The 14,913-nt window shown below is 47.3% G+C and carries 16 protein-coding genes; 7 read left to right on the top strand and 9 right to left on the bottom strand.

Annotated elements, in window-relative coordinates; translation table 11 throughout:
* Positions 1 to 41 precede the first annotated feature (41 nt).
* From HQ865_RS23130 to HQ865_RS23140, 3 genes are all read right to left on the bottom strand, one after another.
* On the bottom strand, positions 42 to 716 hold the full coding sequence (locus HQ865_RS23130; RefSeq protein ID WP_173417180.1) for a hypothetical protein: 675 nt from the start codon (positions 714 to 716) through the stop codon (positions 42 to 44).
* 72 nt (positions 717 to 788) lie between these two features.
* Positions 789 to 980 carry an IS110 family transposase gene (locus HQ865_RS23135; RefSeq protein ID WP_173417181.1) on the bottom strand — a complete coding sequence of 64 codons (192 nt, stop codon included), beginning with the start codon at positions 978 to 980 and terminating at the stop codon, positions 789 to 791.
* Between the two features lie 11 nt (positions 981 to 991).
* Complete coding sequence (locus HQ865_RS23140; RefSeq protein WP_173417182.1) at positions 992 to 1,138, bottom strand: hypothetical protein; 147 nt, start codon at positions 1,136 to 1,138, stop codon at positions 992 to 994.
* 519 nt (positions 1,139 to 1,657) lie between these two features.
* On the opposite strand from HQ865_RS23140, the gene HQ865_RS23145 reads away from it, so the two are divergent.
* The gene (locus HQ865_RS23145; protein ID WP_173417183.1) at positions 1,658 to 2,065 is read left to right on the top strand and encodes a hypothetical protein; all 408 of its coding nucleotides are present in this window, start codon (positions 1,658 to 1,660) and stop codon (positions 2,063 to 2,065) included.
* Positions 2,066 to 2,450: 385 nt separating this feature from the next.
* Here HQ865_RS23145 and infB read toward each other — a convergent pair whose 3' ends face one another.
* The 4 genes from infB to HQ865_RS23165 form a co-directional block, all read right to left on the bottom strand.
* Positions 2,451 to 5,426, bottom strand: a complete 2,976-nt coding sequence (gene infB / locus HQ865_RS23150) for a translation initiation factor IF-2 (RefSeq protein WP_173417184.1) — start codon at positions 5,424 to 5,426, stop codon at positions 2,451 to 2,453.
* 61 nt (positions 5,427 to 5,487) lie between these two features.
* The gene (nusA, locus tag HQ865_RS23155; protein ID WP_173417185.1) at positions 5,488 to 6,723 is read right to left on the bottom strand and encodes a transcription termination factor NusA; all 1,236 of its coding nucleotides are present in this window, start codon (positions 6,721 to 6,723) and stop codon (positions 5,488 to 5,490) included.
* Between the two features lies 1 nt (position 6,724).
* Positions 6,725 to 7,192, bottom strand: a complete 468-nt coding sequence (locus tag HQ865_RS23160) for a ribosome maturation factor RimP (RefSeq protein ID WP_173417186.1) — start codon at positions 7,190 to 7,192, stop codon at positions 6,725 to 6,727.
* 93 nt (positions 7,193 to 7,285) lie between these two features.
* Positions 7,286 to 7,705 (bottom strand): hypothetical protein, encoded by a 420-nt coding sequence (locus HQ865_RS23165; protein ID WP_173417187.1) that lies wholly within the window; start codon positions 7,703 to 7,705, stop codon positions 7,286 to 7,288.
* A gap of 141 nt (positions 7,706 to 7,846) precedes the next feature.
* On the opposite strand from HQ865_RS23165, the gene proB reads away from it, so the two are divergent.
* From proB to HQ865_RS23195, 6 genes are all read left to right on the top strand, one after another.
* Positions 7,847 to 8,926, top strand: coding sequence for a glutamate 5-kinase (gene proB / locus HQ865_RS23170; protein WP_173417188.1), 1,080 nt, complete (start codon positions 7,847 to 7,849; stop codon positions 8,924 to 8,926).
* Between the two features lie 3 nt (positions 8,927 to 8,929).
* Positions 8,930 to 10,177, top strand: a complete 1,248-nt coding sequence (locus HQ865_RS23175; protein ID WP_173417189.1) for a glutamate-5-semialdehyde dehydrogenase — start codon at positions 8,930 to 8,932, stop codon at positions 10,175 to 10,177.
* Positions 10,178 to 10,235: 58 nt separating this feature from the next.
* Positions 10,236 to 10,691 carry a hypothetical protein gene (locus HQ865_RS23180; protein ID WP_173417190.1) on the top strand — a complete coding sequence of 152 codons (456 nt, stop codon included), beginning with the start codon at positions 10,236 to 10,238 and terminating at the stop codon, positions 10,689 to 10,691.
* 86 nt (positions 10,692 to 10,777) lie between these two features.
* A complete protein-coding gene (locus tag HQ865_RS23185; RefSeq protein ID WP_173417191.1) occupies positions 10,778 to 11,374 on the top strand; it encodes a DUF4142 domain-containing protein in 597 nt (198 codons plus the stop codon).
* A 462-nt stretch (positions 11,375 to 11,836) separates the two neighbouring features.
* The gene (locus tag HQ865_RS23190) at positions 11,837 to 12,853 is read left to right on the top strand and encodes a Gfo/Idh/MocA family oxidoreductase (RefSeq protein ID WP_173417192.1); all 1,017 of its coding nucleotides are present in this window, start codon (positions 11,837 to 11,839) and stop codon (positions 12,851 to 12,853) included.
* Between the two features lie 41 nt (positions 12,854 to 12,894).
* Positions 12,895 to 13,473: a TlpA family protein disulfide reductase gene (locus HQ865_RS23195; RefSeq protein ID WP_173417193.1), complete on the top strand. Its 579-nt coding sequence runs from the start codon at positions 12,895 to 12,897 to the stop codon at positions 13,471 to 13,473.
* 128 nt (positions 13,474 to 13,601) lie between these two features.
* On the opposite strand, the gene HQ865_RS23200 is transcribed toward HQ865_RS23195, so the two are convergent.
* Together HQ865_RS23200 and HQ865_RS23205 are read right to left on the bottom strand one after the other, a co-directional pair.
* Complete coding sequence (locus tag HQ865_RS23200; protein ID WP_173417194.1) at positions 13,602 to 14,441, bottom strand: menaquinone biosynthesis family protein; 840 nt, start codon at positions 14,439 to 14,441, stop codon at positions 13,602 to 13,604.
* On the bottom strand, positions 14,438 to 14,887 hold the full coding sequence (locus HQ865_RS23205; RefSeq protein WP_173417195.1) for a DUF1572 family protein: 450 nt from the start codon (positions 14,885 to 14,887) through the stop codon (positions 14,438 to 14,440). The genes HQ865_RS23200 and HQ865_RS23205 overlap by 4 nt, the downstream gene beginning before the upstream one ends.
* Positions 14,888 to 14,913 lie beyond the last annotated feature (26 nt).

Here is a 14,913-nt window from a genome sequence, read left to right on the forward strand (position 1 = left end):
ATTCACTTTTCGACTAATTCACTCTCTTTAAAAATCAACCGCTAATATTGGGCAGCAAGTTTCCTGGCAGTAGCTTTTATAGCGACTGCCGGGCCTTTGCGTCCCCTGAGGCGCCTGGCAAAGGCACCCCAGCCGATGTATTTGCTGTTGAGCAATCCATGGGCCATTTGTTTGAATATCTGTCCAACGGCAAGCTTACCCTTGTTTTTATTTTTGTTCTTTTTACCGGAGTTGTTTTGTCCGGGTGATAAGCCAAGCCAGTTGTAATCAGTGAAACCAGGAAGTTTGGTGGCATCCCGTCCATTAAAGATCTTTAGTAAATGATCACCCAGGTCATCAACATTTGGTTTATTATGACGGATAGGTTTCCGTTTCCCCGAGCCGGATCCGGGCAGAAGACTTTTGTCTCTATTGATTTTTTGAAGCGTAGCATCTATTTGACGGTCGCATTCAAATATTTGTTCCTGATAAAACTGATAAGCTTTCAACGTTTGATTTAGTGAAAAAAGACCTTGCGGAGTATAGTGGCCCTTTAAAGCTTTACGCAACTCTTCGCATTTGTTTTCCCGTACTTTTGAATGGCATAGGGCAACCAGCTTCTCTGTATCCCGCTCTCCTGCCGAAATAGCTTCGATCAGCGCGATCCCACTTACGCCATGCATCTGGCTTAACACTTCCGTAAGGCGAATATTCATACCAATCAGCGCCTTTTGCATGTGTTGCACATGCATCGCCCCGCTTCGAAGATGATCCTCACGTAAGCGCTGATAGCTGCGCAGTTCCTTAACCTATCCCTCAGACATATAACAGCGATTTAATAAACCATAGCTATGCAACTGCTGTATCCACTGGCAATCCTTAACATCCGTCTTTCTACCGGGCAGTTGTCGTGTCTGGCGACCATCCACCAGCCAAACATCTAAGCCTGCATCTAAAAGGATATCGTAAAGCAGGTACCAGTAAACGCCCATCGCCTCCATCGCTACAGTAGTTACTGGTGCTCAAGCAAGTAATCCTTAAGTAGTTCTAAATCGCTGGTAAAGGTCTCAAACCAGCGTACCGGACTGTCTTCCAATCCAACAAATACCTTGCGCGAACCGATATCTATCCCGGCTGCATGATAATGCATCTTTTCCATTCTGATGATGTATGATATAATAAGCCGTACCTAAAGGAGTATAAAGAAAAGACAGGCTACCCATCGGACAAATACATTAGTATCGTACCATACCCTTAGACTCCTTGTTTCAGAACCATACTCAACAACCGGCAATATGCACTATAACATAGTCGGCCAAACTGCACGGCCCTGCAAAGATAATGTCATTACACCTTTAAAATCCGCGGATTTTATCACTCAACATGATGTGCAGACTCACCCGGTCGTTGCTTCGCTCGACCACCCTCTCTCCGCTGCGCGGAAAGAGGGAAATAGGATTTTCTACATTACATATCCGATACAACTCCTGCCTTCTTTCCGCGCAGCGAAGAGAGGGCCGACCAGCGTAGCGTTGTCGGGGTGAGTCTGCGCCAAAAGCAGAGCAGCTTGGGAGTGCTCGCTACCGCTCACGATGTTGTGGTTGCCCGCTTTTTTGCCCCCCTGTCAACACAATTACCCGTTTGCTGGTTTATAGTATATAGACTTAAACAGCCAGCTATGAAAATCTTCCGTTTAACATCAACCAAACAAATAAAAGTACTGGCCATAGCAGCCATGCTAACCGGCTTGTTCGGCACTAAAAGCTATGCCCAGGTTATCCGCAGTAAGGCCCCCGGCGATACGCTTACCTACATGTTATATAACAGCGACCTCAACTTCGACCCAATGCGTACCCGGGTTTTTGAAGATAAGGCAACCGTCGATTCGATGGTAAACGTTTTAGCGGCTAAGGAAAACAAGCAATACCAGATCATCTACCGTAAAGAGGGGCAGCAGGGCAAAACGGTTACTGCCCGTAACTTGCGTATGATGGATAGGAGCGGCGTTTTCCGGATAATGATCACCTATAACAAACCCGGCTTTGGCGATGATGTGCACCCGATGTATATTCTTTCGTCGAAGTAGTTACCCATTATAATAAACATCTTGTCATTGCGGGCGACAGCGTGGCAATCTCATAGGAGAAGCAACGAGAACCTGCCTATGAGATTGCCGCGTCGCTCCATTACACATCCCCGCGCACTTGCTCCTCAATGACAAAGGGCTATAAAATGCAGAAATGCGATCATTTGATCCCAAACACCGGCTTCAGTTTACAACTGAAGCCCCCGATGACAGCAAGTCTGTGACTTGCGTTTGCCCGGAAGTCTCAGACTTCCTTTTATCTGTAGGCTTCAGTTGTAAACTGAAGCCAGTGAAGCATATAAAACGAATAAAGGCGCTCAATCGAGCGCCTTTATTCGTTTTATATGCGGTAAAACCTTTCGACTTTTACCTTTAAGCTTTCGCCTTATAACTTCCTTTTCACTTCCACATTTTCGTAAGCTTCTACAATGTCGCCCACTTCAATGTTGTTGAAGTTCTGGATGTTCAGACCGCACTCGTAACCGGCGTTTACTTCTTTCACGTCGTCTTTATAACGTTTCAGTGATGCCAGTTCGCCGGTGTAAACTACTACGCCATCGCGAATGATACGGATCTTGCTGTTACGGGTGATCTTGCCATCCAGCACCATACAACCTGCAATGGTACCAACTTTGGTAATTTTGAAGGTTTCGCGTATCTCTACGTTAGCAACAATCTTCTCTTCAAACGTTGGTGCAAGCATACCTTCCATCGCGGCTTTAATCTCGTTTATCGCATCGTAGATGATCGAATACAGGCGGATATCTATCTGCTCCTGCTCGGCCAGTTTGCGGGCACCGCCTGATGGGCGTACCTGGAAGCCGATGATGATCGCATCTGACGCCGAAGCCAGCAATACGTCTGATTCGGATATCTGACCTACGGCCTTCGATATGATGTTCACTTGTATCTGGTCGGTAGACAGTTTCAGTAACGAGTCAGACAATGCCTCGATAGAACCATCCACGTCGCCTTTTACAATGATGTTCAGCTCCTTGAAGTTACCGATAGCTAAACGGCGACCGATCTCATCAAGTGTGATGTGTTTCTGCGTACGCAGGCCTTGTTCGCGTTGTAATTGCAGGCGTTTGTTGGCTATCTCACGTGCTTCAACCTCGCTTTCCAGCGAGTTGAACTTATCGCCCGCGGTAGGCGCGCCCTGCATACCCAGTACCTGTACCGGGATAGACGGGCCCGCTTTATCTATCCGCTGGCCACGGGAATTGGTTAAGGCCTTAACACGGCCGCTATAACAACCAGCTAATATCGGATCCCCCACTTTTAGCGTACCAGCTTGTACCAGGATGGTGGTAACAATACCACGGCCTTTATCAAGGGCAGCCTCTATAACGGTACCAACGGCACGTTTGTTAGGGTTAGCCTTCAGTTCTAACAATTCGGCTTCAAGCAATACTTTTTCAAGTAACAGGTCGATGTTCATACCCTGCTTGGCCGAAATTTCCTGGGTTTGGTATTTACCACCCCACTCTTCAACCAGGATGTTCATACCTGATAATTGTTCGCGGATCTTATCGGCGTTAGCACCCGGGCGGTCCATTTTGTTAAAGGCGAAGATGATCGGCACACCGGCAGCCTGCGCGTGGTTAATGGCCTCGCGGGTTTGTGGCATCACGCTGTCATCGGCAGCAATAACAATGATAACAATATCTGTTACCTGGGCACCACGTGCACGCATAGCGGTAAACGCTTCGTGGCCCGGTGTATCCAGGAAGGTGATCTTACGGCCATCTTCCAAAGCCACATCGTAAGCACCGATGTGTTGGGTGATACCACCCGCCTCGCCGGCTATTACGTTGGTTTTGCGTATAAAATCGAGCAATGATGTTTTACCGTGGTCAACGTGGCCCATAATGGTTACAATAGGCGCACGTGCAATTAAGCTTTCCGGTGCATCCTCTTCGTCAAGGTTGGCCTCTTCGTCCTGCGGTTTAACAAACTCTACTTCATAACCAAACTCGTCGGCAACAATGGTTAGGGTTTCGGCATCCAAACGCTGGTTAATGGATACGAACATGCCCAAACTCATACAAGTGCTGATGATCTGCGTAACCTGTACATCCATCATCGATGCCAGTTCGTTTGCGGTTACAAACTCGGTAACCTTCAGTACCTTGGATTGCAGTTCGCGTTCCAGTGCTTCCTCCTCGGCCGATGCAGCTACGTCATCACGTTTCTGGCGGCGGAATTTGGCACGCTGCGCGAATTTACCCGATTTACCTGCGCCGCTTAAACGGGCAAGTGTAGCCTTGATCTGGTCTTGTATCTCTTTTTCCGATGGTTCCTCTTTAGGGCCCGACGGCGCATTAGTTATTGGTGTACGGTTCCTGAAATCAGGACGGCCCGGTGTGTTGGTTGTTGGTTTAACACCGCCACGGTTATCGGGCCTGTTACCACCCTGGCCCTGCTGGCCACCGCCTTGCTGCTGGTTGCCACCTTGTCCCTGTGGGCCGCCGCCTTCTTTGCGCTTACGTTTGCGCTTATGGTCGGCATTGCTGTTAGGGTTAGATGACGACGCGATAGGATTACGCCTTGACGGATCTACCGGCAATTGGATCTTACCAATGATATTCGGGCCACTTAAGCGCTGGGCGCGGGCACGGATCACTTCGTCGGTTTCCGGTTCTTCGGCCGCAGCCGGGGCGGCAGGTGCAGGCGGTGTTTGCGCAACTGGTGCGGCAGGTTTTGGCGCTTCGGCAACTACCGGTTTTTCTTCAACCTTTGGTGCTGCCGGGGCAGCCGGCTCCGGTTTCGGAGTTTCGGCAACTACTGGTTTTTCTTCAACCTTTGGTGCCGCCGGAGCAACCGGCTCTGGTTTCGGAGTTTCGGCAACTACCGGTTTTTCTTCAGCTTTCGGTGCTGCGGGAGCAACCGGTTCTGGTTTTGGCGCTTCGGCAGCGGCAGGTTTTTCTTCAACCTTTTTGCCTAAGTTATCCAGGTCAATTTTACCCACAACGGTAACGCCGGGCAATGAGGCCTCGTTGCGTTGCTCCTGTGGTTTTGGCTTTTCAAAAGCAGGCGCGCTGTGGCCTGTGTTTTTGATCAGGATCTCCTCGTTCTCAAAATCTTTGGAACGGGTGTTTTCAAAAGGTTTGTGCGGTGTTGGCTCAACCACATCCTCACGGCGTATCTTGCCGATGTTGATCTGCTTGGCTTCCTCCTTAATAATTTTATCGGCAGCAAATTCCTTCAACAGGGCAGTGTACATGTCGCCATCCAGCTTGGCCATCGGTTGCTTTTCAACCTTATAACCTTTTGTAGCCAAAAAGTCGACAATGGTACCCATACCAATGTTAAGCTCTTTTACCGCTTTTATTAATTTTATTGATTTGTCTTCTGACATTTAATAGTTTTTCTCGTCTTATTTTATGCAAAAATACGATTTTTTAATTGGTAAATCATCTTTATTCGAACTCTGCCTGAAGAATTGATAACACTTCTTTAATGGTTTCTTCTTCAAGGTCGGTACGTTTAACCAATTCGCCAACGCTAAGGGCCAGTACAGACTTGGCTGTGTCCAGGCCAATGCGTTTAAATTCGTCGATGATCCAACCATCAATCTCGTCTGAAAATTCTTCTATATCCACATCTTCCTCGTTCTCGCCGGCTTCGCGGTAAACATCAATTTCATAGCCGGTTAACTTGCCTGCCAGTTTAATGTTGTGTCCGCCACGCCCGATAGCCAGTGATACCTGGTCGGGTTTTAAGTATACCGCGGCCGTTTTTTTCTCATCATCCAGTTTAATAGAGGTGATCTTGGCCGGCGATAAAGCACGCTGGATATATAACTGAATATTGTTGGTATAGTTTATCACGTCGATATTTTCGTTCTTCAACTCGCGAACGATACCGTGTATACGCGAACCTTTCATGCCCACGCAGGCGCCTACCGGGTCAATACGGTCGTCGTAAGATTCAACAGCCACCTTAGCACGCTCACCCGGTTCACGAACGATCTTTTTGATAGTGATCAAACCGTCAAAAATTTCCGGTACTTCCTGCTCGAATAGGCGCTGTAAAAACTCAGGGGCTGTACGCGAAATGATGATCTTAGGGTTGCTGTTCATCATATCTACCTTGTGCACAACGGCCTTCACATGGTCGCCTTTTTTAAAGTAGTCGGCCGGGATCTGCTCGGTCTTTGGTAATAAAAGCTCGTTGCCTTCATCGTCCAGTACCAGGGTTTCTTTTTTCCAAACCTGGTAAACCTCGCCGGTAACAACTTCGCCTACACGGTCTTTATATTTTTTGAAGATCTCGTCTTTCTCTAATTCTAAAATTTTAGATACCAGCGTTTGGCGTGCAGCTAAAATAGCGCGGCGGCCAAAGCTTTCTAAAGTGATCAGCTCTACATACTCGTCGCCAACTTCCAGGTCCGGATCAATTTTATTCACCTCGGCCAGTTCAATTTCCAGGTCATCATCCTCACTAAAGCCATCTTCCATTACCATACGCGTGCGCCAAATTTCCAGGTCACCATTGTCCGTGTTCACAATTACGTCGCAATTCTCGTCGGTACCATATTTCTTCCTGATCATGCTCCTGAAAACATCCTCAAGCACACTCATCATGGTCGGGCGGTCGATGTTTTTAAAGTCTTTAAACTCCTGGAAAGACTCTATTAAATTAATACTGCTCATTTTATTTGAATGATATTAAAACTTTTATTTCCGTTATCTGCTCCATCGGGATGGCGGCCTCAACAAGCGCGGCCTTTTTCCCTTTTTCTTTTATTTTTTCTTCTATTACAATGTCGTTATCGTTAACTGCCAGTAATTTACCTTCGCGTTTAGTGCCATCAGGCATTTTAACGGATACCGTGCGGCCGATGTTTTTGGTATATTGACGCACCAGCATCAGCGGCGTATCAATACCCGGCGACGATACCTCAAGGTTATAAGCATCGGCAATCAGTTCGCCTTCTTCCAGCTTAAAGCCAACGTAGCGGCTCACCTGGGCGCATTCGTCTATACCGGCCCCGCGGTCGCCATCAAGTAGTATTACCACCTTGTTGCCGCTCACCTTCACATCCACCACAAAAATATCCGGCCTTGCAATCTCGACTATCTTCTCTTCGGCCAGTTCCCTTACTTTCTTTTCTAAATCCATAACCGTTATTTCGGCAAAATAAAAGAGGGGACTATAGCCCCCTCTTCCTGTTATTAAATGCAAATATAGTGATTTTTTTTAAATTTCAATGCCTTAATACTTAAAAATCAATTCGGTATAGGTGGCCTTTCCGGTCTCGCGGCGATGCAGTACCAGGTCTAAGCCGCTGATCTTATCGTCGTAATGATAATAGCGTGCAAAATAGGTTTGCCCGGCTTTAAAAGGCGTATCGGGAGTGAAGGTGATGGCGCCACTGCTAATGCCATATTTACCCTTAATGGCCGGTTGATAATTGCGCAGGTCGGTATCGGCAGGCATCTTGCAAACAAGCAACAGGTTTTGCCAGGCATCCACGGGTAAGCTATCGCGCTGAATGCCGTTAAGCATATACACAGGCAGGCCAGTTGCTTTTATCATGCCATACGCTTTATCCGGTACGATGTTTACCACAGTAGCCGGTTTGCTTCGGCAGGCGGCAAGGAGGAGCAATAAGGGCAGCAGAAGTTTTTTCATTAAGATAAAGGTATGTAAATGATATGGAACTATAGCGGTGGGGTTTCAAACTCATTGCTATGCAGAAGATAAGATGTTAATCCCTACTGTTTTAGTCGTATTTAAAAGCAAAGCCTTATATTAGCAGCCTGTAATACTACTATGGCAAATAACTACCAGCGCATCATTATTAAAATAGGCTCCAACGTGCTTACACAAAGCAATGGATTGCCGGATGCGGCGCGCATCAGCCATTTGGTAGACCAGGTGGCCGCCATAAAAAAAACCGGAAAGGAAGTGATCCTGGTATCATCGGGCGCGGTGGCTTCGGGTCGCAGCCTCATCAGTATTGATGAAAGGGTGAATGCCGTTGCCGCACGGCAGTTACTGGCCTCCATAGGCCAGGTGAAACTGATCAACACCTACGCGCATTTATTTGATGTTTACCAGATGCTGTGTTCGCAGGTGCTGGTTACCAAAGAGGATTTTCGCGACCGCATGCATTACCTGAACATGAAAAACTGTTTGGAGATCTTGCTGCAGCACGGCGTTATCCCGGTGGTGAACGAGAATGATGTGGTATCGGTTACCGAATTGATGTTTACCGATAATGATGAACTGGCCGGACTGATAGCATCGATGCTGAACGCGCAGGCACTTATTATTTTAAGCAATGTAGATGGCCTTTACAACGGCGACCCCAAAAGCCCGGAAAGCCATGTGATAGAAGAGATTGACGGGCAGACTGGTAACTTCGCTTCATTCGTTACCTCGTCGCGTTCGTCGTTTGGTCGTGGCGGGATGCTAACCAAAAGCAATATGGCGCAAAAGGTGGCGCAGCTGGGCATTGCCGTGCATATTGGTAACGGCACCCGCGATAATATCCTCACTGATATTTTAGCCGGGAAAGCTAAACACACCAAATTTATCCCCAGTAAAAACACATCGGGCAAAAAGAAGTGGATAGCGCACTCGCAAAACTTTGCCAAGGGCGTGGTGCAGGTTAATGAGGGGGCAAAAACGGTGCTAACGTCGGCTAAGGCCACCAGTTTGCTGCCGGTAGGTGTTACGGCCATCATGGCCGATTTCCAGAAAGGTGATATCATTAAACTGGTGGACGAAAGTGGCAAACAAATTGGCGTTGGCATAGCCGAATACGGCTCGGACAAAGCCCGCGAACGCATTGGCCAAAAGAAACAACGCCCGCTGGTACATTACGATTATCTTTACTTAAACGCATAAGCCATGGGCTACCAAAACTATTTTGAGAACGCGCGAAAAGCCGGTCGCCGCATAACCGGGCTGGATAAAGCCACCATAGATCAGGTACTGCTCGATCTGGCCGACGCGGCAGAATCATACACCGATATCCTGCTGGCCGAAAACCAAAAGGACCTGGACCGCATGGACCCCGCCGACCCCAAATACGACCGCCTGAAACTTACCCCACAGCGCATTGCCGATATCGCTACTGAAATACGCAACGTGGCCGCGCTGCAAAACCCTATAGGCGAACTGCTATCGGAAAAAACAATGCCCAATGGGATGCAGATATCTAAAGTGCGAGTACCGATGGGGGTGGTAGGCGTAATTTACGAGGCGCGACCCAATGTTACCTTCGATGTATTTTCCCTTTGCTTTAAAACCGGCAACGTGGCGGTACTAAAAGGTGGCAGCGACGCGGAGTTCTCTAACAAAGCAATTATTGAGGTGATCCATCATGTGCTTTCCGATAACCGGATTAATGTTGATGCTGCTATATTGCTCCCCGCCGAGCGTGAAGCCACCGAAGCTTTGCTGAATGCTGTAGGTTATGTGGATGTATTGATACCCCGTGGCAGCCAGGGACTGATCAATTTTGTGCGGCAAAACAGCCGGGTACCGGTAATTGAAACAGGCGCAGGCATTGTGCATACCTATGCCGACGAAAGCGCTGATATTGATAAGCTGAAAGCCATTGTTTTTAACTCCAAAACCCGCCGGCCAAGCGTTTGTAATACGTTGGATTGCCTGATAGTCCATCAAAACCTGTTGGCCCAATTACCCGAGATAGCCGCGCCGTTGGCGGATAAACAGGTAGAAATATTTGCCGATGAAGCAGCTTGTGCCGCATTAAGCGGGCATTATCCGGAAAGCCTGCTACATCCGGCACTGCCCGAGCATTTTGGTACGGAGTTCCTATCGCTAAAAATGGCTATTAAAACGGTATGCACTTCGACGGAAGCGTTAGAACATATCGACCAATACAGCTCTAAACACAGCGAGGCTATCGTATCGGAAGATGCGGCCAATATCGAAACCTTCCTGAACTCTGTCGATGCCGCCGCGGTATATGCTAACGTATCCACCGCCTTTACCGATGGCGCGCAGTTTGGCCTGGGTGCCGAGATAGGCATCAGCACCCAAAAACTGCATGCCCGCGGCCCCATGGGCCTTGCCGAACTAACCAGCTATAAATGGGTAGTGCGCGGTGATGGGCAGGTGAGAGGTTAAGATTCAACCTTGTCCTTTGCGGAGAAATAGCGATATTGCAGATGTCAATCTATAACCAATGTCTCTAAAACCAGCGATACTGCTGATATCCGCAGGGGTATTATGTGCGTGTAATCAAACTACTAAAACTCAAAAGCAGGCGGATAGCCTTACTTATAAAAATCCTGCGGTCAAATCAACCCAATTATTGATTGAAGATTTCGATACGTTCTTTAAGAGATTTGAGAATGACGAGGCGACCTATTTATTGCGGGTAAAATTCCCGTTAAAAATTATTTATAAAACAGATGGGGCCGATGCTGATAAGGTCGACTCGGTTAAAGTAATAGAAAGAAAGGACTGGCATTTTTCAAGAACGAAGACAAAAGGCCTGATCGTGAAAAAGATTTATAACAGCCCTAACGAAATGCATGTGCTGTACCAGGTAGAGGATACCGGCATACATACGGTTTATTTCTTTAAACGCAAGGGCGAATCATGGCAGTTAGATCATATTGAAGACAGCTCGGATTAAAATGCTATGGTTAATTAAGTAAAGTTTAATTAATTAAAACTTAAAAACATGGTTTTTGTAGTTAATGTATAAACATCACAAACACCATGAAAAAGCTAAATTATTTATTCGTGCTATTGTGCGCGGCCTGGATTATCCAGGGCTGCGGCAGCAGCAACACATCAAGCACCGACAAGGCCGACAGCGCCAATGCTGCCAAGGTTGACAGCAGCAAGGCCGACAGTACCGCTAAAACAGCTGTAATTAACGTAGACAATGCCGATGCCGATTTTGCCGTAGCCGCGGCCAACGGCGGTATGACCGAAGTGGCCGTAGCCAAGCTGGCTCAAACAAAAAGCACCAACGCCAAAGTGAAAGAATTTGCCGATATGATGGTAATGGACCATGGCAAAGCCAACGACGAACTAATGGCCCTGGCCAAAAGCAAAAACATCACCCTGCCCAGCACCATCAGCAACGATAAGCAAAAAGAAATGGACGACCTGAACAAGAAGAACGGCGCCGATTTTGATAAGGCTTATGTTGATGCTATGGTAGATGGCCATAAAAAGACTATCAGCATGTTCGAGGATGAATCGAAAAACGCAAAGGATCCTGACCTGAAAGCTTTTGTAGATAAAACCCTGCCGACCATAAAAATGCACCTGCAACACATCGAAAGCATTAAAGCCGGTATGAAGTAAAGATAGAGCCCAACAATCTAACACCTGTTGGAACGGGGTGGCTTGAAAGAGCTGCCCCGTTTGCTGTTTGTAGCCCCAGCAAAACAAGTGGTGGGCGATTTCCTCCCACGGTGCTATCGTGTGGATAATAAGTACAATTTGTCATTTCGAACCCCTGGAGGGAGGGAATAGTAGGGCAAGGGTGAGAAATCTTATACGTGCGACAAGCATTTTGTATAAGATTTCTCCTCACGCAACCGCGCATCCCCTCCCAGGTTCGTCGAAATGACAAGCTATTAATAAATGTGTCCACACGATAGCCCACTATGAGGGTGTGGGGAGGGGTTTATATTATATCCCATAGTGGTTAAACCCCTCCCTGCCACCTCACATCCCATCGCACCCCTCCCCGTGGGAGAGAACCGGATCTGATCCAAAAAATCTTTTCCCGCACAACACACAAAATCGTATAATTGCATATCTATGGCAGCACCTATTGTAACCGGTTTAATGGCCTACGGCATGTCGGGCCGTATATTTCACGCGCCGTTTTTAAGTACGCATCCCGGCTTTAAACTAAAAGCCGTTACCGAGCGTAGCAAAAAGGTTATGGCCGCGCATTACCCGGGTATTATTAGTTACGATAGCATCGATGAATTGCTGAACGACGCCGAAATAGAACTCATCGTAGTCAACACCCCCAACCATACGCATTTCGATCTGGCTACCAAAGCGTTAAAAGCCGGCAAGCATGTGCTGATAGAAAAACCTACCACGCGCACGGTTGCAGAAGTAAAGGCTTTGTACGATTTAGCCCGCGAGGTTGGTAAACAGGTATTTGTTTACCAAAACCGCCGCTGGGACAGCGATTTTTTAGCCGTAAAACAAGTACTGGAAAGCGGTCGCCTGGGTAAGCCGGTAGAGATCAGTTTCCGGTTCGACAGGTATAAACCAATATTAAGCCCGAAGAAGTTTAAGGAAGATGCCGGCATGGGGACCAATGGTTTGGTATACGATCTTGGCCCGCATTTGATAGATCAGGTCATCAGCCTGTTTGGCAGGCCATTGTCGTTCCATAAGGTTATAGCTAATCACCGTGAAAATTCGGAGGTGATCGATTATTTCAGCATTCAGTTATCATACCCCAACCAACTGAATGTATATTTAACATCGGGCTTGCTGATCCCCGAGCCGCTGCCATCATTCGTGGTACATGGCTCGTTGGGTAGTTTTATTAAAAACCGCTGCGATATGCAGGAGGAGCAGTTGGACAAAGGCATGATGCCAACCGACCCTGCATACGGACAAGAACCAACCAACTGCGAAGGCAAACTGGTGCTTGCAGATATGGACGGAAAGAAACATACGGAAATGGTGCCATCGTTAAAGGGAGATTACACGCATCTGTTCGAAGCAGTTTATCAAAGCATCCGCCACAACGCCTTATACCCGATAACCGAAGAACATATTGCCTGGCAAACCGAAATGTTGGAAGCCTGATTTAGATAGCATACCTTTATTAAAAACTGATATACAAACCCATGAAACGAATACTCCTTTTATTAGCCTTAGCAACTTTCATCAGCTGTACCAATGCGCAGAAGACCGATGCTAATACAAAAACGAAACCAGATAGCGGCACAAAGCAGCAAACTGCCCAAGTACAGGAAGAAGCACCGGGTGCACCCGTAAAGCCACGCCCCATCCCTGATTATCGTATTTTAACTACCGATAGTGTTTGGGTAACCCCGGCCGATCTACATAAGGGGAAGCCGGTGGTGATCATCTACTTTTCGCCCGATTGCAGCCATTGCCAGCGTATGATGTATGAGATGAAGCCTAAGTTTAACGAATTAAAAAATGTGCAGTTTGTAATGATCACCTGGTCGTTAAAATGGGATATCCGTGCAATTAAGGAGTTTCGCCGTGATTATGGGTTGAAGGACTTTGCCAACTTTATTATCGGCACCGAAGGTTATACCAAAAAAGTGCAGGATTATTACGACGTACATACCACCCCATACATTGCCATGTACGATAGCAAAGGTAAATGGGTAAAAGGTTTTGATAAAGTGCCCAAGACTGAAGATGTGGTGGCGGGCGCTAAGGGCTTGAAGTAAGCCTTTTATCTTCTTGTCATTTCGAACGATAGTGAGAAATTTTATAAGTGCAGCCGGCTGCACTTATAAAATTTCTCTTTCGCCCCGCCGCGCATCCTCCCCGGCTCTATCGTATGACAATAACGGAATTACGTTAAAAATATATCCGAACTCAAAGCTGGGATGATCCCCTTTTCCAAGGCCGTATCAAACATCAGTTGTATAGCCTTGCGGCCCTCGGTACCCAACTCAACCGAGTACTGGTTCACATACAGATCAATGTGCTTATACATCACTTCCTCGCTCATCTCCTGCGCGTGGCTACGGATAAACTCCAGCCCCGATTTGGGGTTAGCGAACGCGAACTCTACCGATTTGCGTAATACCCGGTTCAGCTTTTGTAAAACATCGGCAGGTAAATTACGGTTAGCCACAATACCACCCAGCGGGATGGCGCAGCCGGTTTGTTTTTCCCAATAGTCGCCCAGGTCGATGATCTTCTTCAGGCCCTTATCCTGGTAGGTAAAGCGGTTTTCGTGGATGATGAGGCCAATATCCACCCGGTCATCCAGCACGGCGTTTTCAATATCTGAGAATACCAGTACCTCTTTATTGGTAGCTTCGGGAAAAGCTAAGCCTAACAGGAAATTAGCAGTAGTGTACTTGCCGGGTATGCCTATTTTGTAAGCGGGGTTGTTTTTTAGGTCATTAACCGAAATCTCTTTTTTTGATATCAACAATGGCCCCACACCAAAACCCAGGGCGCTGCCGCTATCCAGCAGCACATATTTATTGGCCACGTAGGCAAAAGCATGGTAGCTGAGTTTGGTAACATCCAGTTCGCCGCGAAAGGCTTTCTGGTTAAGGGTTTCCACGTCCTCGTAATGCACTTCAAAGTCTAATCCTTCGGTATCAATTTTGTGGTGGATCAGGGCATCGAAGATAAAAGTATCGTTAGGGCAGGGCGAAAAGCCGAGGGTTAGTTTCATAGGGTCAGTAGTCGTCGGTGATAATTTACCTGCCCTAAATGATAGGCCAGGTGAGTTGACAGGTGAATTAAAAAATACTCGGTAGATGTTCTTTGTTCGTTCAGCACTATTTGCGGGTATTCCGCGGCAAGCTGATCATCACTTAATTGGCTTAAAGTTGTGTCAACTATGCTGATGGTATCGTTTATCTGGTGGATAAGTTCTTCGGATGGGACGTCTTTCAGCGAGAACTCCAGGTCGCGATGGCGGATGTAGCCGGTACCGCCAAGTTCGGCACCTATATAAGTATTCAGGTTACCTATCAAGTGCAAACAAAGGTTCCCGGCCGAATTGGCGATATGCCCGTCGATGACCCAAACAGATGGTTCGTCGGGATATTGCGCTATCTCAGCTTTTAGCTTGTTAAGGTCGCGGGCAAAAAGTTTTCGCAAGGTTTCTTGTAGCATATTGATACTTTGTAGCTGTTAATGCC

Source organism: Mucilaginibacter mali (assembly GCF_013283875.1).
In the GTDB taxonomy this organism is placed as follows: Bacteria; Bacteroidota; Bacteroidia; order Sphingobacteriales; family Sphingobacteriaceae; genus Mucilaginibacter; species Mucilaginibacter mali.